The sequence below is a fragment of the Methylobacterium sp. J-067 genome (genome assembly GCF_022829465.1).
GTDB classification, from domain to species: Bacteria; Pseudomonadota; Alphaproteobacteria; order Rhizobiales; family Beijerinckiaceae; genus Methylobacterium; species Methylobacterium litchii.
The window spans coordinates 151,978-176,403 of record NZ_JAKSXZ010000146.1; the positions used below are offsets into that span (position 1 = coordinate 151,978).

Below are 24,426 nucleotides of genomic sequence, written 5' to 3' on the forward strand. Positions count from 1 at the left end.
GCGCCCCGGTGAGGGCGCTACGGCACCACCGGCCGGGGGATGATCTCGGCCACAGGCACCTGCGCCCCCTCCGGCGGGCCGGGGGGCGCGGGCTGGGGCGGGAAGGCGCCCTCCCAACCGCCGCCCAGCGCCTTCGAGAGCGCGACGAAGTCCGTCGAGACGGCGGCGTTGGCCTGGGACAGGTTGGTCTCGGCCTGCAGCACCACCTGGGCGTTCTGCAGCACGGTGGTGAAGATCTCGACGCCCTGCGTGTAGCGCGCCCGCGCGAGGTCGAGGCCCCGCCGCGCGTCGACCACCTGCCGGGCGAGCCGCGCCCGGCGTCCGGCATCGCCCTGGAGGGACGCGAGCGCGTTGACGACCTCGTGCCAGCCCTGGAGCACCGCCTTCTGGTAGGCGATGGCCGCCTCCTGCTGCTGCGCCTGCCGCAGGACGAGGTTTGAGCGCAGCCGCCCGCCCTCGAACAGGGGGATCGAGAGGGAGGGGCCGACGTTCATGTATTGCAGCGACGAGCCGCGGAAGATCTTGGCCGGGTCGATGGCGTTGACCGTCGGGCTCGCGGTGAGCGTCACGCGTGGGAAGAACTCGGCCTCGGCCTCGCCGATCTCGGCGATGGAGGAATGGAGCGTCGCCTCGGCCTGACGGATGTCGGGCCGGCGGCGGATCAGCTCGGAGGGAATGCCCACTGGCACCTTCGGCGGCACGGGCGGGACGCCGCGTCCGCCGGTCAGGTCCTGCGCGAGGGCCAGCGGCGGCTCGCCCAGCAGCAGCGAGATCGCGTTGATCTGCTGGATCTCCTGCTGCTGCAATTGCGGGATCTGCGCCTGGATCGCCTCCACCTGCGAGGCGGCGCTCGCCACATCGAGCCCGGTGACGAGGCCCTTCTGTTGGCGGATGCGCACGACGTCGAGGATCTGCTGGTTCACCCGCACGTAGGATTGGTAGATCCGCACGAGGTCCTGCGTGCCGCGCAGCTGGATGTAGTCGCGGGCGAGTTCGCCCTGCGCCGAGACCAGGGTACCCCGGCGCCCTTCCGCCGAGGCCTCGGCCTGGGCCTGGGCGGATTCCACCGAGCGGCGGACCCGGCCCCACAGGTCGAGTTCCCAGGAGGCGTCGAAACCGAGGGTGTAGCTCTCGAAGCCGTTGGTGAGGGGCGCGGTCGGATCGGTGCCGCCGGTCAGGCCGCCGAGGGAGTTCGACAGCAGGCCGATCGTGCCGTTCTTGCTGAATTGCTGACGGTAGGCCGAGCCGGTGCCGGAGAGCGTCGGCAGGGCCGCCGCCGCGCTAGTGCCGAGCTGCGCCCGGCTCTGGAGCAGGCGGGCGGTCGCCGTCTGCACGTCGAGGTTCTGGGCGGCGATGCGCGCTTCGAGCCCGTCGAGGACGGGATCGCGGAAGGCGCGCCACCACTCCACGTCGGGCGGGGCGTCGGTCGTGCCGCGCAGGAGCGGCAGCGAGGTGTGGACCGGGCGCCCCGGCGCGGGCTCCACATAGGTCGCCGCGGCCGCGACCGTGGGCACGGGGCGCACGAAGTCCGGCCCCACGACGCAGCCGCCGAGGAGGTCCGAGAGGCCGAGCGCCGCCGTGCCGGCGAGGAACAGGTCGAGGAGGCGGATCGCCATGTCAGTGCCCTCCGCCGCCGCCGCCCGAGGCGGTCTTGGCCGAGATGAGGAAACAGAACGGCACCACAAGGAAGGCGATGATGGCCGTGTATTGGAAGACGTTGCCGTAGGCGAGGATCGAGGCCTGCTTCATGTACATCTGGTACGTGTGGGCCACCGCCTCCTGATGCACCGCATCCGCCGCGCGCCCGAGAGAGCGGAGCGTGTGCTCGCTCTCCTGGATCAGCGTGTTGTAGCCCTGGCGGAGCGGCGTCATGAACGACGACAGGTGCGCCTGATCCGCCTGCCGCCGCTCGGTGACGGCGGCGGTCGAGAGCGAGATCCCCAGCGATCCGAACACGTTGCGGAACATCGAGAAGAGCGCGGCCCCGTCGCTGCGGTACTTCTGCGGCAGCGTCAGGTAGGCGATGGTCGAGATCGGCACGAACAGGAACCCGAGCGCGGCGGTCTGCATGGACCGCATGATCACCAGGGTCTTGAAGTCGATGTCGGGGGCGAGCTTGCTCGAATACATGAGCGCCACGCCCATCAGCGAGAAGCCGAACATCACGATGTAGCGGGTCTGCACCACCTTCATCAGCTGCCCGACGATGGGGATCAGGACGATCACCACCATGCCGCCGGGCGAGAGGATCAGGCCCGATTGCAGGGCCGGGTAACCGAGCACGTTCTGAGCGAATTGCGGGATGATGACGGCGCTGGCGTAGAGGGCGAAGCCCATCGCGCCGATCAGGATGCAGCCGATGGCGAAGTTCTTGTCGCGGAACACGTCGAGGTCGATGATCGGCTTCTTCGCCGTCAACAGCCAGCAGATCGCGAAGAACACCCCCAGCCCGCCGATGATCGACATGGTGACGATGAAGGGCGAGCCGAGCCAGCCGTCGTCCTCGCCCCGGTCGAACACGATCTGCAGGCAGCCGATGCCGATGACGATCAGCGACAGACCGATATAGTCGATCCCGCGCTTGCGGTTCTTCTTGGCCTGCTCGTGGGGCGGATCCTCCACGAGGATGCCGTTGAGGATCACCGCGAGGATGCCCACCGGCACGTTCACGAAGAAGATCCAGCGCCAGTCGAGGTGCTCGACGAGGTAGCCGCCCAGCGTCGGCCCGAGGACCGGCGCGACGATGGTCGCCACCGCCGTGACGCCGAAGGCCGCCCCGCGCTTGGCCGGCGGGAACGTGTCGAGGATGATCGCCTGCTGGCTCGGCTGGAGGCCGCCGCCGAAGAAGCCCTGCATCAGCCGGAACAGGATGATCTGCCCGAGGCTCTGGGCAAGGCCGCAGAGCAGGGACGACACCGTGAACATGCCGATGCAGATCAGGAAGTAGCGCTTGCGCCCGATCGTGTCGGAGAGCCACCCGGCGATGGTGAGCACGATGCCGTTGGCGACGAGGTAGGCGGTGAGCGTGTAGGTCGCCTCGTCGTTCGAGGCGGCCAGCGACCCGGCGATGTAGGGCAGCGCCACGTTGACGATGGTGGTGTCGAGGATCTCCATGAACGCCGCCATGGTGACGACGACGGCGATCAGCCACGGGTTGTGGCGGGGCCTCCAGGCCTGGTCCGAGGCGCCGCTCACTTGAGCATCACCGTCGGCTCGACGCTGATGCCGAGCGGCAGCGGCTCATCGGGCTTGAGCCCGGAATCGATCAGGATCTTCACGGGCACCCGCTGGACGATCTTGATGAAGTTGCCCGTGGCGTTCTCGGCTGGGAATGCGGAGAATTTCGAGCCGGACCCGCGCTGGATCGAGTCGACGTGGCCTTGGAGGTTCAGGTCGGGATAGGCATCGACGGTGATCGTCACCTTCTGGCCGGGGTGCATCCCGTCGAGTTCGGTCTCCTTGTAGTTCGCCGTCACCCAGACGTCGGTCGTCACCAGCGACATGACCTGCTGGCCGGAGGAGACGTAATTGCCCGCGTTGACGTTGCGGCGCGTCACCCAGCCGTCCTGCGGCGCGCGCACCACCGTCCACTCGACGTTGAGCTTGGCCTGATCGAGGCGCCCCTGGGCCTGCTCAATCTGGCCCTCGATCTGCGTGACCTGCTCCTCGGACTGGCCGATGTTCTGCTTCACCGGCTCGGCCTGGATGAGGCGGGCCTGGGCCTGCTCCACCTGTGCCTTGGCCTGGGCGAGGTTCGCCGCCGTGGTGTCGACCTCCTGCTGGGTCGTGGCGAGCTTGGGCAGGCTTTTCTGCCGGTCGTAATTGGATTGCTGCAGCTGCAGGTTCGCCTTGGCCGCGTCGAGGTTGGCCTTCGCCAGTTCGAGCGCCGCCGGGAAGTTCTTCTTGGCGATTTCGACGCCGAGCTTCTGGCTGGCCGCCTGAGCCTTGGTCGTATCGAGCTGGCCCTGCGCCTGCTCTTGGCTGAACACGAATTGTCGCGGATCGATACGGAACAACGGATCGCCCTTGTGCACGAATTGGTTATCCGTGACGTCGAGACTTACGACCTGCCCCGAAACCTGGGGCGCGATGGTGACGATGTTGCCGTCCGTATAGGCGTCGTCGGTGGAAGCCTTGCCACGGGTGGAGAGCCAGTAATAAACGCCGCCGCCGATCAGGAGCAGCACCACCACCGCCGCGATGCCGATGACCAGCGGTCGCCGGCTCTTGCGGCGCTGCTCGCCTTCCTCTTGGTCCTTCTTGTGGTCGGACTCATCGTCCTTCTTGTCCTTGGACGCCTGCTGGCCGTCCTTCGACTGGCCGTCCTTAGACTCGCCATCCTTGGACGTCTCGCCGCCGGAGCGGCGCCCGTTCGAGGATTGCTGCTCCTCGCCATTCTCGTCCGCGTCGTCGTCATCCCGGCGGCCGCCCACGTCGAGATAATCCCGACGCCGGGAGCCCGACCGGCCACGCCCCTGGCGCGGCCCGAACGCCTCGTCGTCGCTGTCACGCATTCTGGGCTGCTCGATCCTGGCGCTGGCCGGCAGGCGACAATTGCCGCGGCACAAGCGAACCGTTAAGTACGCTTACTAAGGGGAGTCGCGCAGAAGATGTCAATTGGAGGCGATACCCCACCAAGACGCCGCGACGGGCCGGTGCCCCGGGGTCAGCGGCGCCGGAGCGAGATCCTCGCCGTGGCCGAGCGGACCCTGCTGCGCCACGGTTTCACCGAGACGACGATGCAGCGCGTCGCGGAGGAGGCGGGAGCCTCGAAGGAGACCCTGTACCGCCATTTCAACAGCAAGGACGACCTGCTGATCGAAGTTGTCCTCGCCCGCACGCAGGCGCTGCGGCAGGCGCTGGACGCGAATTTCGAGAGCGGCGCGCCCCTCGCGACGGTGCTGCGCGAGATCGGCCGCAACCTCCTCGAAGCGATGGGAAACGATGAGGTGATCCCGCTCCTGCGCATCGTCGTGACGGAGACGGTGCGCAATCCGGCGCTGGGGCTGGCGCTGTTCACGGCGGGGCCGGAACGGACGACCCGGCGGCTCGCGGCCTATCTCGAGGCGGCGAAAGGCCGCGGGGATTTCCACGGATTAGATGCCGAGCTGGCGGCCTCGCTCTACATCGGCGCCGTGCTGGGCAACGCCTCGCTCATCAACCTGCTGCGCCCGCCCGAGCGCCCGATGGTGGCCGCCGAGATCGACAGGCGGGTCGACGAGGCGGTCGCGCTGTTCCTGGGCCGCTACGGTCATCCCGCCGAGGGCGGGGCCGGAAGGTAGCCCTTCCCCGTGAGCCATTCCGACAGGCCGCGCTCCACCGCCTCGGTCCATGACGGGCGGGGCTCCGGCTGGTCGGCGATCCACGCCTTCAGCGCCGCCGCCACCGGCTCGGGAAGGTCTGCGCCGAGCTCGCGCGCATTCCCACCCGCCTTGAGCAGGGCTTCGGCTGCAATTTGCGCGATACTTGCTGCGATCCTCTCCATCGGGGCGAACCGTAACAACAATTCCTCAGCATTTCATCACCGCTGATCCTCCAAAATCGAGGTGAACCGGCTGAATCGCCGGTGACGCGACAGAATGCCTCCGCCGATGGGAGAAAATGCGCCGGCTGACAGGCGCGGCCCGTTGCCCGGCTTGAAACCTCCCTCCGTTCCGGCGACACCCGTGTCTGGACACGATCCAAACAAGAGACGGGGCGGGAGACGATGGGCGGCACTGAGCCCGGCACCGAGGCGGAAGCCTGCGAGCGCGTGCGCGCGGCATCGGCCCGGTCGGAGCGCCTGCGGATCGTCGGCGGCGGCACCAAGACGGGGCTCGGCCGCCCGCCGCAGGACGAGGCCAGCCTCTCGGCGCGGGGGCTGACCGGCATCACCCTCTACGAGCCGGCCGAGATGGTGATCGGCGCCCGCGCGGGTACGCCGCTCGCGGAGGTCGAGGCGCTGCTCGCCACGAAGGGGCAGATGCTGCCCTTCGAGCCGGTGGATTACCGGGGCGTGTTCGGCACGGACGGCGAGCCGACCATCGGCGCCGTGGCGGCCATCAACAATTCCGGCCCCCGGCGCATCAATGCCGGCGCCGCCCGCGACAGCCTGATCGGCGTGCGCTTCGTCAACGGACGGGGCGAGGCGATCAAGTCGGGCGGGCGGGTGATGAAGAACGTCACCGGCCTCGACCTCGTGAAGCTGATGGCCGGCGCCCACGGGACGCTCGGCTTCCTCACCGAGGTGACGTTCAAGGTGCTGCCCGTAAACGAGCGGGTCTCGACGCTGGTCTTTTCCGGCCTCGACGACGCCAGGGCCATCGCATTGCTGGCGGCGGCGCTGGGCTCGCCCTTCGAGCCGACCGGCGCGGCCCATCTCCCCGCCGGGCGCGGCGCGGGGGATGCACGCACCCTCATCCGCATCGAGGGCTTCTCGGATTCCATCACCTACCGGCTCGGGGAGTTGCGCCGCCTGCTGAAGCGGTTCGGCGCCCCCGAGACCCTGGACGGCGAGGCCAGCGCCGCCCTCTGGCGGGGCGTGCGCGACGCCGCCCCCCTGGTGGAGCCGCGCGGGGACGCCCTGTGGCGGATCTCGACGGCGCCGTCGAAGGGTCCGGCGCTCACGGCCGCCATCGCGGCCCGGCGCGAGGCGCGCTGGTTCTACGATTGGGGCGGCGGCCTCGTCTGGCTCACCACCCCGGCGGAGGACGATGCCGGCGCGGAGGCGATCCGCGCCGCCGTGCGGGCGCAGGGGGGCCACGCGACCCTGGTCCGCGCGCCCGACGCGGTGCGCGCCGCCGTGCCGGTGTTCGAGCCGCTGCCGGAGCCGCTGATGCGCGTCACCGCCGGCATCAAGGCCGCCCACGACGCGGCGGGAATCTTCAACCCCGGCCGGATGTACGCGGGCGTCTGACGCCGTCCACTCCGGGGATCAGAACGCTCAGGATCCGACAGTGCAGACCAACTTCTCCCTCGCCCAGCTCGCCGATCCCGCCATGGCGGCGTCCGAGAAGATCCTGCGGACCTGCGTACATTGCGGCTTCTGCACCGCGACCTGCCCGACCTACCTGCTGCTCGGGGACGAGCTCGATTCCCCGCGCGGGCGCATCTACCTGATCAAGGACATGCTGGAGGGCGGCAAGCCGGCGAGCGCCGAGGTGGTCCGACACGTCGACCGCTGCCTCTCCTGCCTGTCCTGCATGACGACCTGCCCCTCGGGCGTGCATTACATGCACCTCGTCGACCATGCCCGCGCGCATATCGAGACGACCTATCCCCGCCCGGCGGGCGACCGGTTCCTGCGGGCGCTGCTCGCGCAGGTCCTGCCCTATCCCGGCCGGTTCCGCCTCGCGCTGCGCGCGGCGAAGCTCGGCCAGCCGTTCAAGGGGCTCGTTGCCCGCGTGCCGCAGGTCGGCCGCCGGCTCGCGGCGATGCTCGACCTCGCCCCGGCCTCGATGCCCGGCCGCAATCCCACGAACCGGGCCGGCACCTTCCCGCCGAAGGGCGCCGCGACCAAGCGCGTCGCGCTGCTGCGGGGCTGCGCCCAGAGCGTCCTGCGGCCCGATTTCAACGAGGCCGCGATCCGCCTGCTCAACCGCCACGGGGTCGAGGTGGTCCACGCGCAGGAGGGCTGCTGCGGGGCGCTGACCCACCACATGGGCAAGGAGCACTCGTCCCACGCCCTGGCCAAGCAGGCGATCGACGCCTGGGACGCTGAGATCGCCAAGGGGCTCGATGCGATCCTCGTCACCGCCTCCGGCTGCGGCACGACGATCAAGGATTACGGCTTCATGTTCCGCGAGGACCCGGCCTATGCCGAGAAGGCGGCGCGGGTGTCGGCGCTGGCCAAGGACGTGACCGAGTTCATGGCCACCCTGCCGCTGGCGGAGCCGGTGGTGGAGAGCGACCTCGTCGTCGCCTACCACTCGGCCTGCTCGATGCAGCACGGCCAGGGCATCCGCACCGAGCCGAAGGCACTCCTCACCCGGGCCGGATTCACGGTGAAGGAGGTGCCCGAGGGCCATATCTGCTGCGGCTCGGCCGGCACCTACAACATCCTTCAGCCGGAGATCGCGGAGAAGCTGCGGGAGCGCAAGGTCGCCAACATCGAGCGGATCCGCCCCGATGTGATCGCCACCGGCAATATCGGATGCGCCACGCAGATCGGGAAGGGAACGGCCATCCCGATCGTTCACACCGTGGAACTGCTCGATTGGGCGACCGGCGGTCCGAAGCCCGCCGCGCTCCAGGCCATTCGCCCGCATCTCGCGGCAGCGGAATGACATTTGCGTGACGAGTTCGCGCGGCTGGCCCTTGCCAAACCGCTGCCACGGTTTGTAATGGTAAGGACCCCTTTCCGGTCCCGCCGGTCGCATGTGCAACCTGCGGACGTGTCCACTCTTTCGATGGAAAGACGGACGCGACGTCGCAGCGGGTGTGTTGCCCGCTCTCGCGATGGCGGACCACTTAACAGCCGGTCGGGTGTCACACAGCGCGGCGATGTTCGCCGCACAGGAATTCACGGCCGGACCAGACCGGTCGAGATGCTTTCGTGAGGTCGGGAGAGGATGGAGGGACGCACAGCACCGCTTGCCGCTGCTCGTGCCCCGCGCGCACGCATGTCGCCACGCGCCGTCCCCACCATCCGCCCGGCCAGTTTCAACCCCAGGCGCCAAGGGCGCCCTAAGGCGGTTGACGGCACAATCCCATCCCTCCTCCCCGCGGCCTCGGTGACGAGGCCGGCCCCTGGCTCGACGCGTACACGGTCGGGCGAGGCGCCGCCGGGGCTCCGGGCACGGAACGCGACGTCGGCCGCCATGCCGAGAGTTCGTCATGGCCAACAAGATGCTCATCGACGCGATGCACCCGGAAGAGACCCGGGTCGTCACGGTCCAAGGGTCTAAGGTCGAAGAGTTCGACTTCGAGTCCGCCAGCCGCCGCCAGCTGCGCGGCAACATCTATCTCGCCAAGGTCACGCGGGTGGAGCCGTCGCTCCAGGCCGCCTTCGTGGAGTATGGCGGCAACCGCCACGGCTTCCTGGCCTTCAACGAGATCCACCCGGACTATTACCAGATCCCCCTGGCCGACCGTCAGGCCCTCCTCGAGGAGGAGGCCCGCGAGGCCGAGGAATACCGCGAGCGCGAGGAGCGCCGCCGCCGCTCGCCCCGCCGTTCGCGTGGGCGCCGGGCCGAGGCACGCTCGCGCCGCGACGAGACGGTGAGCACCGAGGACTCGGCCGAGACCGTTTCGATCATCGACGGTGAGGCTTTCGCCGCCGAGACCCTGCCCGACGCCCTCTCCGACAACGCCGAGGCCGTGCGCGAGGAATTCGCCACCGAGGGTCAGGCGGGCGAGTCGTCCGCCGAGTCGGCCTCCCACGACGAATCCGCGCACGACGAGCCCGCCCCCGGCGAGCCGGTGGCGGCTGCGACCGAGCTCGACTCCGAGGTGCCCCCCGAGGCGGTGATCGCCGTCACCGAGGAGCTGACCGCCATCGAGGAGGCCCCGGCCCCGTTCGAGACCGACGAATCCGACGAGGCGGATGCCGAGGATGAGGACGAGTCCGACGACGAGGAGGACGACGAGGACGAGTCCGACGAAGACGACGAGGATGAGGGCGACGAGGAGGACGAGGGCGAGGAGGATTCCGACGATCCGGACGCCGAGCCCAAGATCGCCCAGGTCGGCGGCAACGGCGACGCGCTCGCCGAGATCCCGGAGCGTCCCCGCGCGCCCCGCCGCCACTACAAGATCCAGGAGGTGATCAAGCGCCGCCAGATCATCCTCGTGCAGGTCGTGAAGGAAGAGCGCGGCACCAAGGGCGCGGCGCTCACCACCTACCTGTCCCTCGCCGGCCGCTACTCCGTGCTGATGCCCAATACCGGGCGCGGCGGCGGCATCTCCCGCAAGATCACCTCGGCGGCCGACCGCAAGCGGCTGAAGGAGGTCGTGGCCGACCTCGACGTGCCGGAGGGGATGGGCGTCATCCTGCGCACGGCCGGCGCCTCGCGCTCGAAGCCGGAGATCGCCCGCGACTTCGAATACCTGATGCGCCTCTGGGAATCGGTGCGGGAGCTGACCCTCACCTCGATCGCCCCGTCGCTGGTCTACGAGGAGGGCTCGCTCATCAAGCGGGCGATCCGTGACCTCTACAACAAGGAATTGGACGAGGTGCTCGTGGCGGGCGACGACGCCTACCGCGAGGCCAAGGACTTCATGCGGATGCTGATGCCCGACCAGACCAAGGTCGTGAAGCCGTACCGCGACACCACCCCGATCTTCGCCCGCTATGGCGTCGAGGCGCAGCTCGACGCGATGTTCTCGACCCATGTCTCCCTGAAGTCGGGCGGCTACCTCGTCATCAACCCGACCGAGGCGCTGGTCTCGATCGACGTGAACTCCGGCCGCGCCACCCGCGAGCACGACATCGAGGACACCGCCCTCAAGACGAACCTCGAAGCCGCCGAGGAAGTCGCCCGGCAATTGCGCCTGCGCGACCTCGCGGGCCTGATCGTCATCGACTTCATCGACATGGAGGAGAAGCGGAACAACCGCGCCGTCGAGAAGAAGCTCAACGACTGCCTGAAGAACGACCGCGCCCGCATCCAGGTCGGCCGGATCTCACCCTTCGGCCTCATGGAGATGAGCCGCCAGCGCATCCGCACCGGCCTGCTCGAATCCTCCTCGATCCCCTGCCCGCATTGCGGCGGCTCGGGCTTCGTGCGCGCCACCGCCTCGGTGGCCCTGCACATCCTGCGCTCCATCGAGGAGGCGCTGCTCAAGTCCGCGAGCCACAACCTCATCCTGCGGACCCGCACGGAGGTGGCGCTCTACATCCTCAACCAGAAGCGCGCACATCTGCACGAGATCGAGGTCCATTTCGGCGTCACCGTCACCATCGCCGCCGACGAGCGCCTGCCCGCGACCTCGGCCTTCCAGCTGGATCGCGGCGAGCCCGCCCAGCGGGCCGAGGGTCCGGTGACGGGCGTGCGCGCCACCGCCATCTCGCCCTCCATGGAGTTCGAGGACGAGGCCGAGGACGAGGTCGAGGAGACCGAAACCGCCGAGGTGACCGAAGCCGCCCCCGGCGAGGCCGGCACCGAGGAAGCCCGCGAGGATGGTGAGGGCCGCCGCCGTCGCCGCCGCCGTCGTCGTCGCGGCGGTCGCACCGAGGGTCAGGAGGGCCGCGAGGGCGGCGCCGACGAGGGTGAGGACGAGGGCGAGGACGAGCCCGCCGAGGCCAACGCCTCCGAAAGCGACGAGGAAGCGGGCGAGGCCGCGCCCGCCGCCGAGGGCGAGGATGCCGCCGCCGGCAACGGCGACAAGGGCCGCCGCCGCCGCCGTGGCCGCCGTGGCGGTCGCGGCCGGGTGGAGCGCAACGGCCAGCGGGACGACGAGGGCGAGGGTGAGGCCGAGGCCGGCGAGGCATCGGACGAGGCCATCGCCGCCGCCGAGGAACCCGTCAGCGCCGAAACCCTCAAGGCCGTCGAAGAGCCGGCCCCCGTCCGCTTCGTCGAGCCTGCGGCGGAGCAGCCGGTGAGCGCGGAAGAGGTCGCCCAGGCGACCCACGCCGAGCCGGTTCCGGCCCCCGCCGCCGAAGCCGCCGAGGCGCCCGCGCCCGAGCCGGCTCCGGAAGCGCCGAGCGAGCCGCCGGCCGAGCCCGTCGCCGTCGTGCTGACGCCGCCCTCCGATCCGTCCCGGCCGAAGCGGGCGGGCTGGTGGTCGCGCACCAAGGCGGCCCTCACGGGCGAGTGATCGACTACAACGGTATTCGCCCCGGCAAGATTTGACTTGCCGGGGCGACTCCACAGCATTCGGCCGCGGATTGGGCGGAACGACCTGCCCCTTCAGGCGAATGAAGCCACAGCAATCATAAGGCGAGTGTGATCACGCCTACCCTATCTTGTGCGTGAACATTTCCTTCATAGAAATCCGGCATTGTTTCGGGCGCGTTCCCGTAACTTCAGTCGAGCTGCCGGATGTTCGGTCTCCAAAGAAAAATCCAGCCGGTCGACCAGACCCCCGTCGTGCGTTCCGCCCCCGTGACCGAGGCGCCCGTCGTGGCCCTCGCCGCTGCCCCCGCGCCGGTGATCGACCGTGAACTGATGGCGCTGCCCGGCCGTCTTTCGGCCGCCGCCTCCGAGGCCGGCACCTCCCTCGGCTGGATGGCCTACGATTCCACCGGCATGGCCGAGCAGGCCCGCCTGATGGCCGCCGCCACCGAGGAGTTGGCGGCGACGACCCGCGAGATCGCGGCGCGCTCCGCCGAGGTGGCGAGCAGTTCCGAGGCGGCGAGCGGCGGCATCGCGGCCTGCGCGGGCGACATCCACCGCGCCTCCGACGGCATGCGCCGGATCGAGGGCGGCGCCGACGAGATCGGCCGCCGCCTAGACGGGTTCTCCCAGGCCGCCGCGCGGATCGAGGAGATGGCGGGCGCCATTGCCGCGATCTCCGGCCAGACCAACCTCCTCGCCCTGAACGCCACCATCGAGGCCGCCCGCGCCGGCGCCGCCGGACGCGGCTTCGCCGTGGTCGCCGCCGAGGTGAAGGCCCTCTCCGCCCAGACCGCGCGGGCCACCGACGAGATCCACCAGCGCATCAAGAGCCTGCGGGACGAGATGTCCGCCATGCGCGAGGCCGTGAGCCAGAGCCGCGAGGCGGTGAAATCCGGCGCCCAGGCGATGTCGCAGGCCAGCGCCCGCGTCGAGACGGAGAGCGCCAAGGTCGCGAGCGTGTCGGCCGAGATGCGCATGGCCTCCAGCCTGCTCGATCAGCAGATCCAGGCCACGAGCGAAATCGCCGACAGCGTCGGCCGGGTCTCGGCGGGCGCCGACAAGGCCCGCAAGGAGATCAGCGAAGCCATCGACCGGATCGACCAGATCGAGACCCTGAGCCAGACCCTCCTCGACAAGCAGCAGGGCGACGAGACCGCTTTGCGCCGCGCCCGCCTGCCGGCGGATTGCGCCGCGTGGCGCCGCCGCCTCGCCTCGGTGCTGATCGGCATGCGCCCGGCCACCGCCGACCAGGGCGAGATCGCCCCGCATCCGGCCTTCCACGGGCCGGTGGAGCAGGCCCTCGCCACGGCGCGCAGCGAGTGCCGCGCCATGATGGGCCATATACAGGCGTCGCGCTGGAACGAGGCCACCGCCGCCTTCCAGGCGTTCGAGGCCGCCGTCGCGTCCGCCCAGGCCGCCGCCTAGGCCGCCGTCTGAGCCACCTTGGCGCCCTCCGGCGGGAGGTAATCCTCCACCGGCTGGGCGGGGCCGCTGCGCAGCAGCGTGTAGAGGAAGGGCACCAGCAGCAGCGTGGCCGGCGTCGCGAAGGCGATGCCGCCCATCACCGCGCGGGCGAGCGCCGCGTTCTGCTCGCCGCCCTCCCCCGTGCCCAGCGCCATCGGGATCAATCCCAGGAACATCGCCGAGGCGGTCATCAGCACCGGCCGCAGGCGCGTCTCGCCCGCCGCGATGGCGGCCTCGGCGGCGCTGCACCCGGTCGCCTCCCGGTGCTCCTTGGCGAAGGTAACGAGCAGGATCGAGTTCGCCGAGGCGATGCCCACCGACATGATCGCCCCGAAGATCGAGGGGATCGAGAAGGTCGTGCCGGTCACGAACAGGCCGGTGGTGATGCCGCAGAAGGCGATGGGCAGGGCGGCGATGACCACGAACGGGTCGCCCCAGCTCTGATAGTTCACCGCCATCAGCAGGTAGACGGCGATCAGCGCGATGCCGAGGCCGATGCCGAGGCGCAGGAAGGCCGAGCGCATGTTCTCGATCTGGCCGCGCACGGTGATCTTGTCGGGCGCGCTCAGGTTCTTCTGCTCCTCCTGCACGATCGTATCGATCTCGCGGGCGACGGAGCCGAGGTCGCGGTCCTGCACCGAGGCGAAGATGTCGAAGGTCGGCTGGATGTTGACGTGGTTGATCACCGTCTGCGTCGGCACGCGCTTCATGTCCGCGACGCTGGAAAGCAGCGTCAGCACCCCCGGCCCCGTGCCCGAGGTGGCGGCGGCGCGCACGAAGAGCGGCGTGTTGCGCAGGTCCGTGAGGGAGGCGTTGCGGTATTCCGGCGTCTGGACCCAGAGCTGATAGGGGATGCCGGTCTTGGGGTCCGGCCAGAAGTTCGGCGTGACCTGATAGCTGCCCGAGAGCGAGATGTTCATGTTCTGCGCCACGGATTGCTCGGTGAGCCCGAGTTCCGAGGCGAGCCGCCGGTCCACGTCCACGTAGAATTGCGGGACGTTGACGATCTGCTGCAGATGCACGTCCACGAGGCCCTTCGTGTCGCGCAGACGGCGGACGATGTTCTGGGCGACCTCCAGGTCCTTCTCCTTGTTGCGGCCGGACACCTGGATGTCGATCGGCGTGATGACGCCGAAATTCAGGATCTGGGTGATGATGTCGGCCGGCTGGAAATAGACCGTCAGGTCGGGGAAGCGCTGCATCAGCACCTCGCGCAGGCGCTTCTTGTAAGCCGCCACCGAGCCGTGCTCCTCCTTCAGGCTGATGAGCATCTGCCCGTCGTTGTAGGAGACGAACGACCCGTCCGAGAAGGCGAAGTTGTAGTTGATGGACGGCACGCCGATGTTGTCGAGGATCTGCTCCAGCTCGTGCTCGGGGATCACCTCGCGCACCACGTCCTCGACCTGCGCGAAGACCTGCTGCGTCGTCTCGATGCGAAGCCCGGCGCGGGCGCGCAGATGCATCGTCATCTGGCGGGATTCGATCTCGGGGAAGTAATCCTGCCCCGTGAACACGAACAGCGTGCCGCCGAGCGCGAGCACGCAGACGGTGATGATCGCGGTCACGACGCGGTGGCGCAGGGCGGCATGGAGCAGCCCGACATAGCCGCGATGGAAGCGGGTGAAGCGCGCCTCGAAGCCCCGGTGGAAGGCCCCCGCGAAGCGCATCAGCGGCGCCCCCACGGCGCCGACGACCCGGCCGATCCGCGTCCGGCGGGGGGCTTCGCCCTTCTCGTGCCGATCCTTGGCGTGCTTGGCCGCGTATTCCGGCGCCACGATCACGTCGATCAGTAGGGGCACCAGGGTCCGCGATAGCAGGTAGGAGGTCAGCATCGCGAACACGACCGCGAGCGCCTGCGGGGTGAACAGGTATTTCGGCGTGTCGGTGAGGGCGAAGACGGCGGTGAAGGCCGCGCAGATCGACAGCGTCGAGATCAGCGCCGGCTTGGCGATGCCCGCCGCGCCGTGGACCACGCTCTCCCGGAACTCCTCGCCCTCCTCGAACAACCGGTAGGTGTTCTCGATGGCCACCGTGGCGTCGTCCACGAGGATGCCGACCGCGAGGGCGAGGCCGCCCAGCGTCATGATGTTGATGGTCTGGCCGAGCGCCGCCAGCACGGCCAGCGAGGTCATCACGCAGAGGGGGATCGAGATCAGGACGACGAGGGTCGAGCGCCACGAGCCGAGGAACAGCAGGATCGCGAGGCCGGTGAGCGCGGCGGCGATGGCCGCCTCGTGCAGCACCCCCTCGATGGCGTTCGACACGAAGACCGACTGGTCGAACAGCAGCTTGATGCTCATGCCCTCGGGGGCGGCGGCCCGGATCGTCGGCATCGCCGCCTTGACGTTGTTCACGACGCTGAGCGTCGAGGCGTTGCCGTTCTTGATGACCTGCATCAGCACGGCTTGGCTGCCGTCGGCCCGGACCACGTTGATCTGCGGCGGCCCGCCGTCGCGGACGAAGGCCACGTCCCGCACCAGCACCGGCTGCCCGGCCACGACCTTGATCGGCGCGGTGTTCAGGGTCTCGATGGAGGGCGGCGTCGCGTTGAGCTGGATCGGGTATTGCTGCTCGCCGATCTTGGCGAGGCCGGACGGGACGGTCAGGTTCTGCGCCGTCATGGCGTTGGTGACGTCGAGCGGCGTCAGCCCGAGCGCCTGGAGGGCGTTCAGGTCGAGATCGACCATGATCTGGCGCGGCGCCCCGCCGAACGGCGCGGGCAGGGTCGAGCCCGGCACCTGCGCCAGGGTCTGGCGGATGCGGTACTGCGCGTAATCGTAGATCTCGTTGAGGCTCTGGCTGGCCGAGGACAGGGCCAGCTGGATCACCGGCACCGACGAGGCCGAGTAGCGCACGATGACCGGCGGCTGGATGCCCGGCGGCATCGCGGCGCGGATGGAGTTCGTGGACGACACGACCTGGGCGATGGCGAGGTCGATGCTCACGCTCGGATCGAAATAGATCCGCTGGACCGCCGTGCCCTGCAGGGTGGTCGATTCCATCCGGCGGATGTTGTTGACGTTGTTGGAGATGCCGAACTCGGCATAGGTCGTGACGCGGGTTTCCATCTCCGGCGTGGACAGGCCGGTATAGGTCCAGACCACCACGACGACGGGGATGTCGACGACGGGCAGCACGTCCTTGGGCATGACGACGATGGCGCCGACGCCGCCGAGCATCATCAGGACCGCGAGCACGTAGGTCGTGATGCGGAACTTGAGGGCGTAGAGGACGAGGCCCATGCGATCTCCCGGCCCCCCGGACGTGCGAGCACTAGGGTGAGCTAACCCGCCCGGGCCGACAAGTACTGATCCGCGATGCCGCAGGCGCCGTTAAGTTGTTTCCGGCGGAAACACTATCGTGGTCACGCTCGTGTTCTCAGCGCAGCAGCGCCGACTTTTCGACTTCCAGCGAATTCGCAATCTCATCGAGCGCCGTGTGCTCGACCGCGCTGATACCGTCGAAATCGGCGACGTCGGCGGCGATCAGGAACACGTCCTGCCTCTGCTCGATGGGCCGTTCGGCGATCGCGGCGGCGGCCCGGAGGTTCTCGATCCGCCCGGCGCGGGTCTTCGCGCGGCTGATCGCCTCGTACAGTTCCTGCTCGACGCGCAGGGTGTCGTAGGACCGTTCGAGGATCGGGTTGGCGCGGATGCCGACGATGGCCGCCTCGACCTCTTCCTCCGCCACGTCGCCATCCGCGACGATGACGTTGGCCGCCGCCGAGACGGCCGCCTGCAGGAACATCGCATCGCCGGCATAGGACATGATCGTCCGGCCGAAGCGAAGGATAGCGTCCTGGAAAATACTCATGCCCCTCTCCCGTTGATCCAAGATGGCGGGAGAAGGGGCCCCTGAGTCAAGCTTGCCCTCAGCAACACCGGAAACCGGAGGTGTTGCCGACGCCGAACCGCGCGTTCTCCCGGTTGCGGAAGAACTCCGTCTCGGTCATCGGCTCCCGGTCGGGATGGGTGCGGCGGATGTGCTCGGCATAGACGGCGTAGTCGCCCTGCCCCACCATCAGCCGCGCCCCGTCGCAGACGCATTTCGTCAACGTCCGCAGTTGGTTGCGAAAGCCCTGCGCCGGCATCATCGCCTCACTCCGCCGCCACCATGCGCGGCTCGGTCTCCAGCGCGGTCCAGCGGTCGGCGCGCAGCGCCTTCATGCAGGCCATGATGCCGAAGACCGCGATCGCCACCACGAGCGCGATGAACAACGCGGCGAGCACTGCGTCGATCCGGTCGTTGAGAATGATCTGGCTCATCTGGTCGGCGCTCTTGGCCGGCGCGAGGAGCTTGCCCTCGGCGGCGGCCGTCGCGTAGCGCTCGGCATGGGCGAGGAAGCCGATCTTCGGGTCGGCCGAGAAGATCTTCTGCCAGCCGGCCGTCAGGGTACAGATGCACAGCCACGCGGTCGGGATGATCGTCACGAAGGCGTATTTCTCGCGCTTCATCTTGAAGATCACCACGGTGCACAGCGTCAGCGCCACCGCCGCCAGCATCTGGTTGGAGATGCCGAAGAGCGGCCACAGGGTGTTGATGCCGCCCAGCGGATCCGTGACGCCCTGGTAGAGAAAGTAGCCCCAGGCGCCCACAGAGATCGCGGTGGCGACGATGCTCGGCCCCCAGGCATCCGTCTTCTTGAAGCCGGGCGCCACGAGCCCCACGAGGTCCTGCACCATGAAGCGGCAGGCCCGCGTGCCCGCATCCACCGCCGTCAGGATGAACAGCGCCTCGAACAGGATCGCGAAGTGGTACCAGAAGGCCATCATCCCCTTGCCGCCGATGGCCGAGGAGATGATGTGCGCCATGCCCACCGCCAGGGTCGGGGCGCCGCCCGCGCGGGAGATGATCGTGTGCTCGCCGACATCGGCGGCGGTCTGGGTGATGACCTCCGGCGTCGTGGCGAAGCCGAGCTTGGTCACGGCGGCGGCGGCGGTCTCCGGCGTGGTGCCTACGAGGGCCGCCGGGGAGTTCATGGTGAAGTACACGCCCGGATCGATCACGCAGGCCGAGACCAGCGCCATGATCGCCACGAAGGATTCCATCAGCATCGCGCCGTAGCCGACGAAGCGGGCATCGACCTCGTTGGCGATGAGCTTCGGCGTGGTGCCCGACGAGATCAGCGCGTGGAAGCCCGAGACCGAACCGCAGGCGATGGTGATGAACAGGAACGGGAACAGGCTGCCCGCCCAGACAGGGCCGGTGCCGTCCACGAACTTGGTCATGGCCGGCATCTGCAGGTGCGGGGCCACGAAGGCGATGCCGAGCGCGAGGCCGACGATGGTGCCGATCTTGAGGAAGGTCGAGAGGTAGTCGCGCGGGGCGAGCAGCAGCCACACCGGCAGGACCGAGGCGACGAAGCCGTAGCCGATCAGCAACCAGCACAGCTGCGTGCCGGTGAAGGTGAAGGCCGGGCCCCAGACCGGGCTCGCCGCCACCTGCCCGCCGCCGAAGATGGCGGCCATCAGCAGGACGAAGCCGACGACGGAGACCTCGCCAATCTTACCCGGCCGGATGTAGCGGGTGTACACGCCCATGAAGATGGCGATCGGGATCGTGGACATCACCGTGAAGGTGCCCCACGGGCTTTCGGCCAGGGCCTTCACGACGATCAGCGCCAGCACCGCCAGCAGGATGATCATGATGAGGAAGGTGCCGAAGAGGGCGATGACGCCCGGCACCGCCCCGAGCTCGGCGCGGATCAGCTCGCCCAGCGAGCGCCCGTCCCGGCGCATGGAAACGAACAGGACCATGAAGTCCTGCACCGCGCCCGCGAGGACGACGCCCGCCAGGATCCACAGCATGCCGGGCAGGTAGCCCATCTGCGCGGCGAGCACCGGGCCGACCAGCGGGCCGGCGCCCGCGATGGCCGCGAAATGGTGGCCGAACAGCACGCTCTTGTTGGTGGGGACGTAATCGAGCCCGTCGTTGTGGCGTAGCGCCGGGGTCTCGCGCTTCGCGTCGAGGCGCATCACCTTGTCGGCGATGAACTTCGAGTAATAGCGGTAGGCGATCAGGTAGACGCAGACCGCCGCGACCACGATCCAGAGGGCGTTCACCGCCTCGCCACGCTCGACGGCCACGATGGACAGGGCGGCGGCGCCGAGCGCCCCGACGAGGGCCCAGGGCCCATGCTTCTGAATGGCGGTCATGGCGTGGCCTCCCCGGCCCACGGCTCGAACGACCCTGACAGGGCCTGTGATCTGGCCTGCGTTCTGCCGGAAATTTTACGCCGTGCAAAGATTTTCGCGAACCGCCCGCCGGACAAACGGGGCCTCGTTGTTCGCCCGCGCCGGGCTGCTATAGGTCGGGCGCCCGCCACGGACCGGCGGGCAGGAACGCGGGCCGCTCCGCATGGCCTGCGGCGTTCGGGTGGAGACGGATGATGGCCAAGGTCGCTTTTCTGGGACTCGGCGTGATGGGCGGCCCGATGGCCGGGCATCTCGCGAAGAAAGGCCATGACGTCACGGTCTACAACCGAACGGGCGCCAAGGCGGAGGCCTGGGTGAAGGCCCATGGCGGCGCCCATGCCGCCACCCCGCGCGAGGCCGTGAAGGGCGCCGCGATCGTCTTCGCCTGCGTCGGCAACGACAACGACCTGCGCAGCGTGGTGCTGGGCGAGGATGGGGCGCTCGCCGGCATGGAGCCGGGCTCGGTCTTCGTGGACCACACCACCGCGTCGGCCGAGGTCGCCCGCGAACTCGCCGCCGCCGCGCAGGAGAAGGGTGTCGGCTTCATCGACGCCCCCGTCTCCGGCGGACAGGCCGGCGCCGAGAACGGCGTGCTGACGGTGATGTGCGGCGGGGAGCCCGAGACCTATGCGAAGGCCGAGGAGGCCATCAAAAGCTTCGCCCGCGCCTGCCGCCTGATGGGCCCGGTCGGGTCCGGCCAGCTCACCAAGATGGTCAACCAGATCTGCATCGCCGGTCTCGTGCAGGGCCTCTCGGAGGGCGTGCACTTCGCCAAGCGCGCCGGTCTCGATGTCGAGGCCGTGCTCGACGTCATCTCGAAGGGCGCTGCCGGCTCCTGGCAGATGGAGAACCGCGGCAAGACCATGAACGAGGGCAAGTTCGACTTCGGCTTCGCTGTCGATTGGATGCGCAAGGATCTCGGCATCCTGCTGGACGAAGCCCGCCGCAACGGTGCCAAGCTCCCGGTCTCGGCCCTGATCGATCAGTTCTACGCCGAGGTGCAGGCGATGGGCGGCAACCGCTGGGACACGTCGAGCCTCGTCGCCCGCCTGGAACGCTGACGGACGCGGGCGCGGCGGCGGCTCAGCTGTCGCTGCCGAGCCCGAGGCCGCGGATGATGTCGCCGATCGGGTCGATGCGGTTCGCCTCCGGCTTCTTCACGGGGGCGACGGCCGCCGGCTGGGCCGGTTGGGTCAGCACGGCCTGACGCACCGGGGCCGAACGCTGCGAGAGCTTATGCCGGTGGGCGCCGGCCTTCCGGCGATGCTCCGGCGCGGCCTCGGCGATGCGCACCGGGACCGGGGGCTCGACCTGCACCGAGGTCCAGGCCACGGGGGCGGGCACCAGCTGCGGGGCTTCCGCCTTGAGGACGGGGGCCGCAGCGGAAACCGCAAGGGCGGCCGGCGGGTTGGCCCAGGCTTGGGGAGCCACCGTCGCGACGGGCCGCGACGGGTATGTCGTGCGCTCGAAGTTGCCCGGATGCAGGATATGCGCTGCGGCGAGGAGGCCGAAAGCTGCAATCGCTGTCGTGGCGATGGTGGACTTGAAGTGTTCCATGCCGCTTCAACGTGAGGCCAAGCTAATGGTTCCGCTTGGCCCATGCCTAGACTGCGGGAGGACTGTCTTCCTTCACCCGGACGGCGACGACTATCCGGCGGGACGGGCGCGGCGCTGATCCGCGATAGCACAGCCATGGTCCATGATGTCCTCCGCGCTGGCCTGGCGGCCCCGGAAGGCGAGGAGGATGAGGCCCGGCTCTGGATCGCCGGGCCGTGTCGAGACCGCCGCGAAGGTGGTCCGCGTCAGGTCGCGGCGGCCCGGCAGGGTCGTGATGGCCGCGAAGGGGTTGAACGTCTCGACGTCGGCGGCGCGCACCCGCATCGCGTGGAACCGGTCATAGGCCAGCGGCACCGGGAACGGCGCCCACGCCTTGCCGACGGCGCGGCCATGGGCGTCGAGGGCATCGAGCACCTTGGGCCGCAGGCAATCGAGGTGGATGTGCAGTTGATCCTGGCTGCGCCCGCGCGCCGAATTCACGGCGAGACCGAGATCGGCCTCCGGCACGCGGTTCTTCAGGGAATCCACCACGAAGTGCCGGGCCGAGAGCGCCGCCTTCCAGTACGCCACGCCGCGCGGGCCGCGTAGGGGCGCCGCTTCGAGCCCCGAGACCGTGTCGGTGGGCATGACCACGATATGCGTCGGCTCGCCCGGCGCCCGCAGCACGGCCGTGCCGGGGCGCTCCTTGTCGCCGAGATCGACGGCCAGACAGGGGAAGGTCCTGTTGGCGAGCGTCTTGGCGAGGACGCAGGTCTTCAGGGCCATCCAGAGGACGTCGCGGGTCGGGTCCGACCCAGCCGAGGCGGGGACGGCGAGCACCAGCCCGATCAACCCCGCCGACAGCGCGATCCGCCGCCGGTCAGTGGTCATGCTTGTGGCTGTGATCGTGCCCATGATGCGCATGATCATGGTTGTGGCCATGGGAATGGCCGTGATCGTGCGCATGGTCGTGAGCATGGTGGTCGTGATCGTGCCCGTGATCATGGTCGTGGGCGTGATCGTGCCCGTGGTGGTCGTGGCCGTGATCGTGGCCGCACGTGCTGTGATCGTGGGCGGCCTTCTCCGGGCTGAAGGCGCGGGTCACCGGGGTGGCGACGCAGCCCTGGCCGCGCACCAGTTCGGCATTGGCCGGCGAGGCGGGGATATGGAGCGTGTCGGCGCCGACCTCGGCCTCGACATGGTTGCCGCCGAGCTGCCACGCGAGGCGCATCAGCCGGGCCGGGTTCTCCGCCCGGACTTCGAGAAGCGATTCGGCCGCCGCCTTCACGACGACGAGCCGGCCGTCGTCGAGGCGCAGGGCGTCGCCGTCCTCCAGCGAGCCGGCCTTCGGGAGGGCCACCTCGAAGGCGAGGCCACCCGCCGCCGTCAGGCTGGACGGGAGGGCGGACCGGCCGGCATGGTCGAGTTCGACGGTGTCCGCGACGCGGTCGGCGCGCACGGCCGGACGGCGGACGATCGTGGTGGCTTTCTGCATGGCGGCCTCGAAATCCGGCGGCGGCCCAGGCGGCCCGCCTTCCGCGTGGCATAGGGCGGGAGGATGACGGGACGCAACTGCCCCGTTCATGGATCGGAACCTTGGCCGTAGGGACGGCGTTGCGTTCCTGCTAAGCTCGATTCGCAGCCATAACGGCAAAAGCCAAAACGGATGCACAGGGGAGTTGTAGAGATATGAAGAAGACCATCGCGGCCGCCCTCGCCGGACTCGCAGCGCTGTCGCTCGGCGCCTGCAACACGCCCGAGGACCGGGCTCTCGGCGGCGCCGGCCTCGGCGCGCTGGCCGGTGCGGCCATCGGCGGCGCGGCGACCGGCCGGGCCGGCGGCGCCCTCGCGGGTGCGGCCATCGGCGGCGCCGGCGGTGCCATCGTCGGCGCCTCGACCGCTCCGCGCTGCCCCTACGGCACCTACCGCGACGCCTACGGCAACGTCTACTGCCGCTAAGGCACGATCGGCCGGGAGACATCTCGGCCCTTCCACCCCGGGCGCCGCCGGTCTATCGGGTGGCGGCCGGGGCCATCCCGGCGGATGATCTCGAAGCCGCCCGATGATCCACGACAGCCGGACGCCGACGCCTCGCGCCTCGGGGATCTGGGGCAAGCTCGGCGGCGCCGGCATCGGGCTGGCGGTCGGAGGCCCCCTCGGCGGGCTGATCGGCGGTGTCGCCGGCCATTTCCTCGTCGACCGGGTCGGCGCGCCCTTCGGCCCGACCCCACGCGACGTGATCTTCACCACCGGGCTCGTGGCGCTGGCGGCCAAGATGGCCAAGTCGGACGGCGTCGTCGCGCCCTCGGAGGTCGAGGCCTTCGCCCGCGTGGTGCATGTCGAGCCCTCGGCCCAGGCCGGGGTGACGCGCCTGTTCGACCTCGCCAAGCGCACCACCGACGGCTACGAGGCCTACGCTTACCAGCTCGCGGCGACCTTCGGAGACGAGCCGGCCCTGCTGGAGGACGTGCTCGACGGCCTGTTCCAGATCGCGGGCGCGGACGGGGCGATCCACGCGGCCGAGGAGCAGTACCTGCGCGCCGTCTCCGCGATCTTCGGCTTCGAGGAGGCCGCGTTCCAGCGCATCGCCGCGCGGCATGTCCGCCTGGAGGACGACCCCTACGAGGTGCTGGGCCTCGACCGGGCCACCGACGACGCGACGGTGAAGGCCCGCCACCGGAGCTTGGTGTCCGAGCACCACCCCGACCGCGCGCTGGCGCGGGGCCTCCCCCCGGAGGCAGTGGCCATCGCCAGCAAGCGCCTCGCGGCGATCAACGCCGCCTACGATCTGGTCGCGGCCGAGCGGGGGTTACGGTAGGGGGCGGTTCGGCTTCGGCTGGGCCATCCTACAGCGTGTAGGGCTCCCGAATCCCCGCGTCGCCCGGCGGAAAATCCTTGGTGTTGCGGGTCACGAGCAGGCGCCCGGTGATCTGAGCCGTCGCCCAGATCACCGCATCGGGGAGCTTGATGCGGTGGCTGCGCCGCAAGTCCACGGCACGAGTGGCGATCTCGTCGTCCAATGGGATGATCCTGAAGCCTTCCAGAAAATGCCGCGTCGGCTCGATCAGGTCGGCCTTCGCGCCGACCATCACTTCCATCCACGTGATGATGCTGATCGCGCGGTTCTCGAAGCGCCCGATCTCCTCGCGGGCCTGCCGAACCGCGTTCAGATTGTCGATGAGGATGTTGGTGTCGAACAGGGCGCCTACCATTCGCTCCGCGCCTTCTCCTGAAAGGCGAGGCCATCGACAGCGCCCTTGCCCCACAGGCCGAAGCCATCCTCCACCTGCTCGCGGCGATGGCGGTCGAGATAGTCGTCGATGGCGGCACGGATCAGCGCGGCGCGCGATTGGCGCTTCCGCTTGGCGAGACTATCCAGCGCCGCCAGCTGCGTCTCATTCATATCGACGAGAGCCCGCATCCTCCCCCCTCCGCGATATCGGGTATGGATATCACATATCCTCGACGGCGATAAA

21 protein-coding genes are annotated in these 24,426 nt (G+C 69.5%); 8 read left to right on the forward strand and 13 right to left on the reverse strand.

What is annotated here, in order from left to right; all coding sequences use genetic code 11:
* Window positions 1-17: 17 nt before the first annotated feature.
* The 3 genes from MKK52_RS24115 to MKK52_RS24125 are packed head-to-tail and all read right to left on the reverse strand — an operon-like array spanning window position 18 to window position 4,514.
* Entirely contained in the window at window positions 18-1,616 is a 1,599-nt protein-coding gene (locus MKK52_RS24115) for an efflux transporter outer membrane subunit (RefSeq protein ID WP_243958770.1), read from the reverse strand.
* A gap of 1 nt (window position 1,617) precedes the next feature.
* On the reverse strand, window positions 1,618-3,195 hold the full coding sequence (locus tag MKK52_RS24120) for a DHA2 family efflux MFS transporter permease subunit (protein WP_243958772.1): 1,578 nt from the start codon (window positions 3,193-3,195) through the stop codon (window positions 1,618-1,620).
* The gene (locus MKK52_RS24125; RefSeq protein ID WP_243958774.1) at window positions 3,192-4,514 is read right to left on the reverse strand and encodes an HlyD family secretion protein; all 1,323 of its coding nucleotides are present in this window, start codon (window positions 4,512-4,514) and stop codon (window positions 3,192-3,194) included. Before MKK52_RS24125 ends, MKK52_RS24120 begins: the two co-directional genes overlap by 4 nt.
* 141 nt (window positions 4,515-4,655) lie before the next feature.
* Here MKK52_RS24125 and MKK52_RS24130 point away from each other — a divergent pair, with 141 nt between their 5' ends.
* Entirely contained in the window at window positions 4,656-5,282 is a 627-nt protein-coding gene (locus MKK52_RS24130) for a TetR/AcrR family transcriptional regulator (protein WP_243958776.1), read from the forward strand.
* Here MKK52_RS24130 and MKK52_RS24135 read toward each other — a convergent pair.
* Window positions 5,252-5,485, reverse strand: coding sequence for a hypothetical protein (locus MKK52_RS24135; protein ID WP_243958778.1), 234 nt, complete (start codon window positions 5,483-5,485; stop codon window positions 5,252-5,254). The two genes, MKK52_RS24130 and MKK52_RS24135, sit on opposite strands and share 31 nt — an antisense overlap.
* Window positions 5,486-5,707: 222 nt before the next feature.
* On the opposite strand from MKK52_RS24135, the gene glcE reads away from it, so the two are divergent.
* The 4 genes from glcE to MKK52_RS24155 all read left to right on the forward strand — a co-directional run bounded on the left by glcE (window position 5,708) and on the right by MKK52_RS24155 (window position 13,181).
* The gene (gene glcE, locus MKK52_RS24140) at window positions 5,708-6,895 is read left to right on the forward strand and encodes a glycolate oxidase subunit GlcE (RefSeq protein WP_243958780.1); all 1,188 of its coding nucleotides are present in this window, start codon (window positions 5,708-5,710) and stop codon (window positions 6,893-6,895) included.
* A gap of 40 nt (window positions 6,896-6,935) precedes the next feature.
* Entirely contained in the window at window positions 6,936-8,264 is a 1,329-nt protein-coding gene (glcF, locus tag MKK52_RS24145) for a glycolate oxidase subunit GlcF (protein ID WP_243958782.1), read from the forward strand.
* Window positions 8,265-8,814: 550 nt separating this feature from the next.
* Window positions 8,815-11,736 carry a ribonuclease E/G gene (locus tag MKK52_RS24150; protein ID WP_243958784.1) on the forward strand — a complete coding sequence of 974 codons (2,922 nt, stop codon included), beginning with the start codon at window positions 8,815-8,817 and terminating at the stop codon, window positions 11,734-11,736.
* A gap of 224 nt (window positions 11,737-11,960) precedes the next feature.
* Window positions 11,961-13,181 (forward strand): methyl-accepting chemotaxis protein, encoded by a 1,221-nt coding sequence (locus MKK52_RS24155; RefSeq protein WP_243958786.1) that lies wholly within the window; start codon window positions 11,961-11,963, stop codon window positions 13,179-13,181.
* Here the strand turns inward: MKK52_RS24155 and MKK52_RS24160 are convergent.
* The 4 genes from MKK52_RS24160 to MKK52_RS24175 all read right to left on the reverse strand — a co-directional run bounded on the left by MKK52_RS24160 (window position 13,178) and on the right by MKK52_RS24175 (window position 19,375).
* Window positions 13,178-16,462 (reverse strand): efflux RND transporter permease subunit, encoded by a 3,285-nt coding sequence (locus tag MKK52_RS24160; protein WP_243958788.1) that lies wholly within the window; start codon window positions 16,460-16,462, stop codon window positions 13,178-13,180. The two genes, MKK52_RS24155 and MKK52_RS24160, sit on opposite strands and share 4 nt — an antisense overlap.
* A gap of 136 nt (window positions 16,463-16,598) precedes the next feature.
* Window positions 16,599-17,033 carry a tellurite resistance TerB family protein gene (locus tag MKK52_RS24165; RefSeq protein WP_243958790.1) on the reverse strand — a complete coding sequence of 145 codons (435 nt, stop codon included), beginning with the start codon at window positions 17,031-17,033 and terminating at the stop codon, window positions 16,599-16,601.
* A 58-nt stretch (window positions 17,034-17,091) separates the two neighbouring features.
* Complete coding sequence (locus MKK52_RS24170; RefSeq protein WP_243958792.1) at window positions 17,092-17,313, reverse strand: YbdD/YjiX family protein; 222 nt, start codon at window positions 17,311-17,313, stop codon at window positions 17,092-17,094.
* A gap of 4 nt (window positions 17,314-17,317) precedes the next feature.
* The gene (locus MKK52_RS24175; RefSeq protein ID WP_243958794.1) at window positions 17,318-19,375 is read right to left on the reverse strand and encodes a carbon starvation CstA family protein; all 2,058 of its coding nucleotides are present in this window, start codon (window positions 19,373-19,375) and stop codon (window positions 17,318-17,320) included.
* Between the two features lie 233 nt (window positions 19,376-19,608).
* Here MKK52_RS24175 and MKK52_RS24180 point away from each other — a divergent pair, with 233 nt between their 5' ends.
* Complete coding sequence (locus MKK52_RS24180) at window positions 19,609-20,475, forward strand: NAD(P)-dependent oxidoreductase (protein WP_243958795.1); 867 nt, start codon at window positions 19,609-19,611, stop codon at window positions 20,473-20,475.
* A gap of 22 nt (window positions 20,476-20,497) precedes the next feature.
* Here the strand turns inward: MKK52_RS24180 and MKK52_RS24185 are convergent, their stop codons facing one another.
* The 3 genes from MKK52_RS24185 to MKK52_RS24195 form a co-directional block, all read right to left on the reverse strand.
* On the reverse strand, window positions 20,498-20,971 hold the full coding sequence (locus MKK52_RS24185; protein ID WP_243958797.1) for a hypothetical protein: 474 nt from the start codon (window positions 20,969-20,971) through the stop codon (window positions 20,498-20,500).
* Between the two features lie 90 nt (window positions 20,972-21,061).
* Window positions 21,062-21,841, reverse strand: a complete 780-nt coding sequence (locus tag MKK52_RS24190) for a CDP-diacylglycerol diphosphatase (RefSeq protein WP_243958799.1) — start codon at window positions 21,839-21,841, stop codon at window positions 21,062-21,064.
* The gene (locus MKK52_RS24195) at window positions 21,831-22,445 is read right to left on the reverse strand and encodes an urease accessory protein UreE (RefSeq protein WP_243958801.1); all 615 of its coding nucleotides are present in this window, start codon (window positions 22,443-22,445) and stop codon (window positions 21,831-21,833) included. The genes MKK52_RS24190 and MKK52_RS24195 overlap by 11 nt, the downstream gene beginning before the upstream one ends.
* Before the next feature lie 194 nt (window positions 22,446-22,639).
* Here MKK52_RS24195 and MKK52_RS24200 point away from each other — a divergent pair, with 194 nt between their 5' ends.
* Together MKK52_RS24200 and MKK52_RS24205 are read left to right on the forward strand one after the other, a co-directional pair.
* On the forward strand, window positions 22,640-22,909 hold the full coding sequence (locus MKK52_RS24200) for a hypothetical protein (RefSeq protein ID WP_243958803.1): 270 nt from the start codon (window positions 22,640-22,642) through the stop codon (window positions 22,907-22,909).
* Window positions 22,910-23,012: 103 nt separating this feature from the next.
* Complete coding sequence (locus MKK52_RS24205; RefSeq protein ID WP_243958805.1) at window positions 23,013-23,768, forward strand: J domain-containing protein; 756 nt, start codon at window positions 23,013-23,015, stop codon at window positions 23,766-23,768.
* Between the two features lie 28 nt (window positions 23,769-23,796).
* Here MKK52_RS24205 and MKK52_RS24210 read toward each other — a convergent pair whose 3' ends face one another.
* Both MKK52_RS24210 and MKK52_RS24215 read right to left on the reverse strand, forming a co-directional pair.
* On the reverse strand, window positions 23,797-24,162 hold the full coding sequence (locus MKK52_RS24210; RefSeq protein WP_243958807.1) for a type II toxin-antitoxin system VapC family toxin: 366 nt from the start codon (window positions 24,160-24,162) through the stop codon (window positions 23,797-23,799).
* Window positions 24,156-24,353, reverse strand: a complete 198-nt coding sequence (locus MKK52_RS24215) for a ribbon-helix-helix protein, CopG family (protein WP_243958810.1) — start codon at window positions 24,351-24,353, stop codon at window positions 24,156-24,158. Before MKK52_RS24215 ends, MKK52_RS24210 begins: the two co-directional genes overlap by 7 nt.
* Window positions 24,354-24,426: the final 73 nt, after the last annotated feature.

What these genes read in the sequence shown, in the direction of transcription:
- MKK52_RS24190 (WP_243958799.1), bottom strand. Translation starts at nt 21,841, where the DNA reads ATGACCACTGACCGGCGGCGGATCGCGCTGTCGGCGGGGTTGATCGGG.
- MKK52_RS24115 (WP_243958770.1), bottom strand. Translation starts at nt 1,616, where the DNA reads ATGGCGATCCGCCTCCTCGACCTGTTCCTCGCCGGCACGGCGGCGCTC.
- MKK52_RS24165 (WP_243958790.1), bottom strand. Translation starts at nt 17,033, where the DNA reads ATGAGTATTTTCCAGGACGCTATCCTTCGCTTCGGCCGGACGATCATG.
- MKK52_RS24185 (WP_243958797.1), bottom strand. Translation starts at nt 20,971, where the DNA reads ATGGAACACTTCAAGTCCACCATCGCCACGACAGCGATTGCAGCTTTC.
- MKK52_RS24175 (WP_243958794.1), bottom strand. Translation starts at nt 19,375, where the DNA reads ATGACCGCCATTCAGAAGCATGGGCCCTGGGCCCTCGTCGGGGCGCTC.
- MKK52_RS24155 (WP_243958786.1), top strand. Translation starts at nt 11,961, where the DNA reads ATGTTCGGTCTCCAAAGAAAAATCCAGCCGGTCGACCAGACCCCCGTC.
- MKK52_RS24150 (WP_243958784.1), top strand. Translation starts at nt 8,815, where the DNA reads ATGGCCAACAAGATGCTCATCGACGCGATGCACCCGGAAGAGACCCGG.
- MKK52_RS24200 (WP_243958803.1), top strand. Translation starts at nt 22,640, where the DNA reads ATGAAGAAGACCATCGCGGCCGCCCTCGCCGGACTCGCAGCGCTGTCG.
- MKK52_RS24170 (WP_243958792.1), bottom strand. Translation starts at nt 17,313, where the DNA reads ATGATGCCGGCGCAGGGCTTTCGCAACCAACTGCGGACGTTGACGAAA.
- glcE (WP_243958780.1), top strand. Translation starts at nt 5,708, where the DNA reads ATGGGCGGCACTGAGCCCGGCACCGAGGCGGAAGCCTGCGAGCGCGTG.
- MKK52_RS24160 (WP_243958788.1), bottom strand. Translation starts at nt 16,462, where the DNA reads ATGGGCCTCGTCCTCTACGCCCTCAAGTTCCGCATCACGACCTACGTG.
- MKK52_RS24195 (WP_243958801.1), bottom strand. Translation starts at nt 22,445, where the DNA reads ATGCAGAAAGCCACCACGATCGTCCGCCGTCCGGCCGTGCGCGCCGAC.
- MKK52_RS24210 (WP_243958807.1), bottom strand. Translation starts at nt 24,162, where the DNA reads ATGGTAGGCGCCCTGTTCGACACCAACATCCTCATCGACAATCTGAAC.
- MKK52_RS24135 (WP_243958778.1), bottom strand. Translation starts at nt 5,485, where the DNA reads ATGGAGAGGATCGCAGCAAGTATCGCGCAAATTGCAGCCGAAGCCCTG.
- MKK52_RS24215 (WP_243958810.1), bottom strand. Translation starts at nt 24,353, where the DNA reads ATGAATGAGACGCAGCTGGCGGCGCTGGATAGTCTCGCCAAGCGGAAG.
- MKK52_RS24125 (WP_243958774.1), bottom strand. Translation starts at nt 4,514, where the DNA reads ATGCGTGACAGCGACGACGAGGCGTTCGGGCCGCGCCAGGGGCGTGGC.
- MKK52_RS24205 (WP_243958805.1), top strand. Translation starts at nt 23,013, where the DNA reads ATGATCCACGACAGCCGGACGCCGACGCCTCGCGCCTCGGGGATCTGG.
- MKK52_RS24180 (WP_243958795.1), top strand. Translation starts at nt 19,609, where the DNA reads ATGGCCAAGGTCGCTTTTCTGGGACTCGGCGTGATGGGCGGCCCGATG.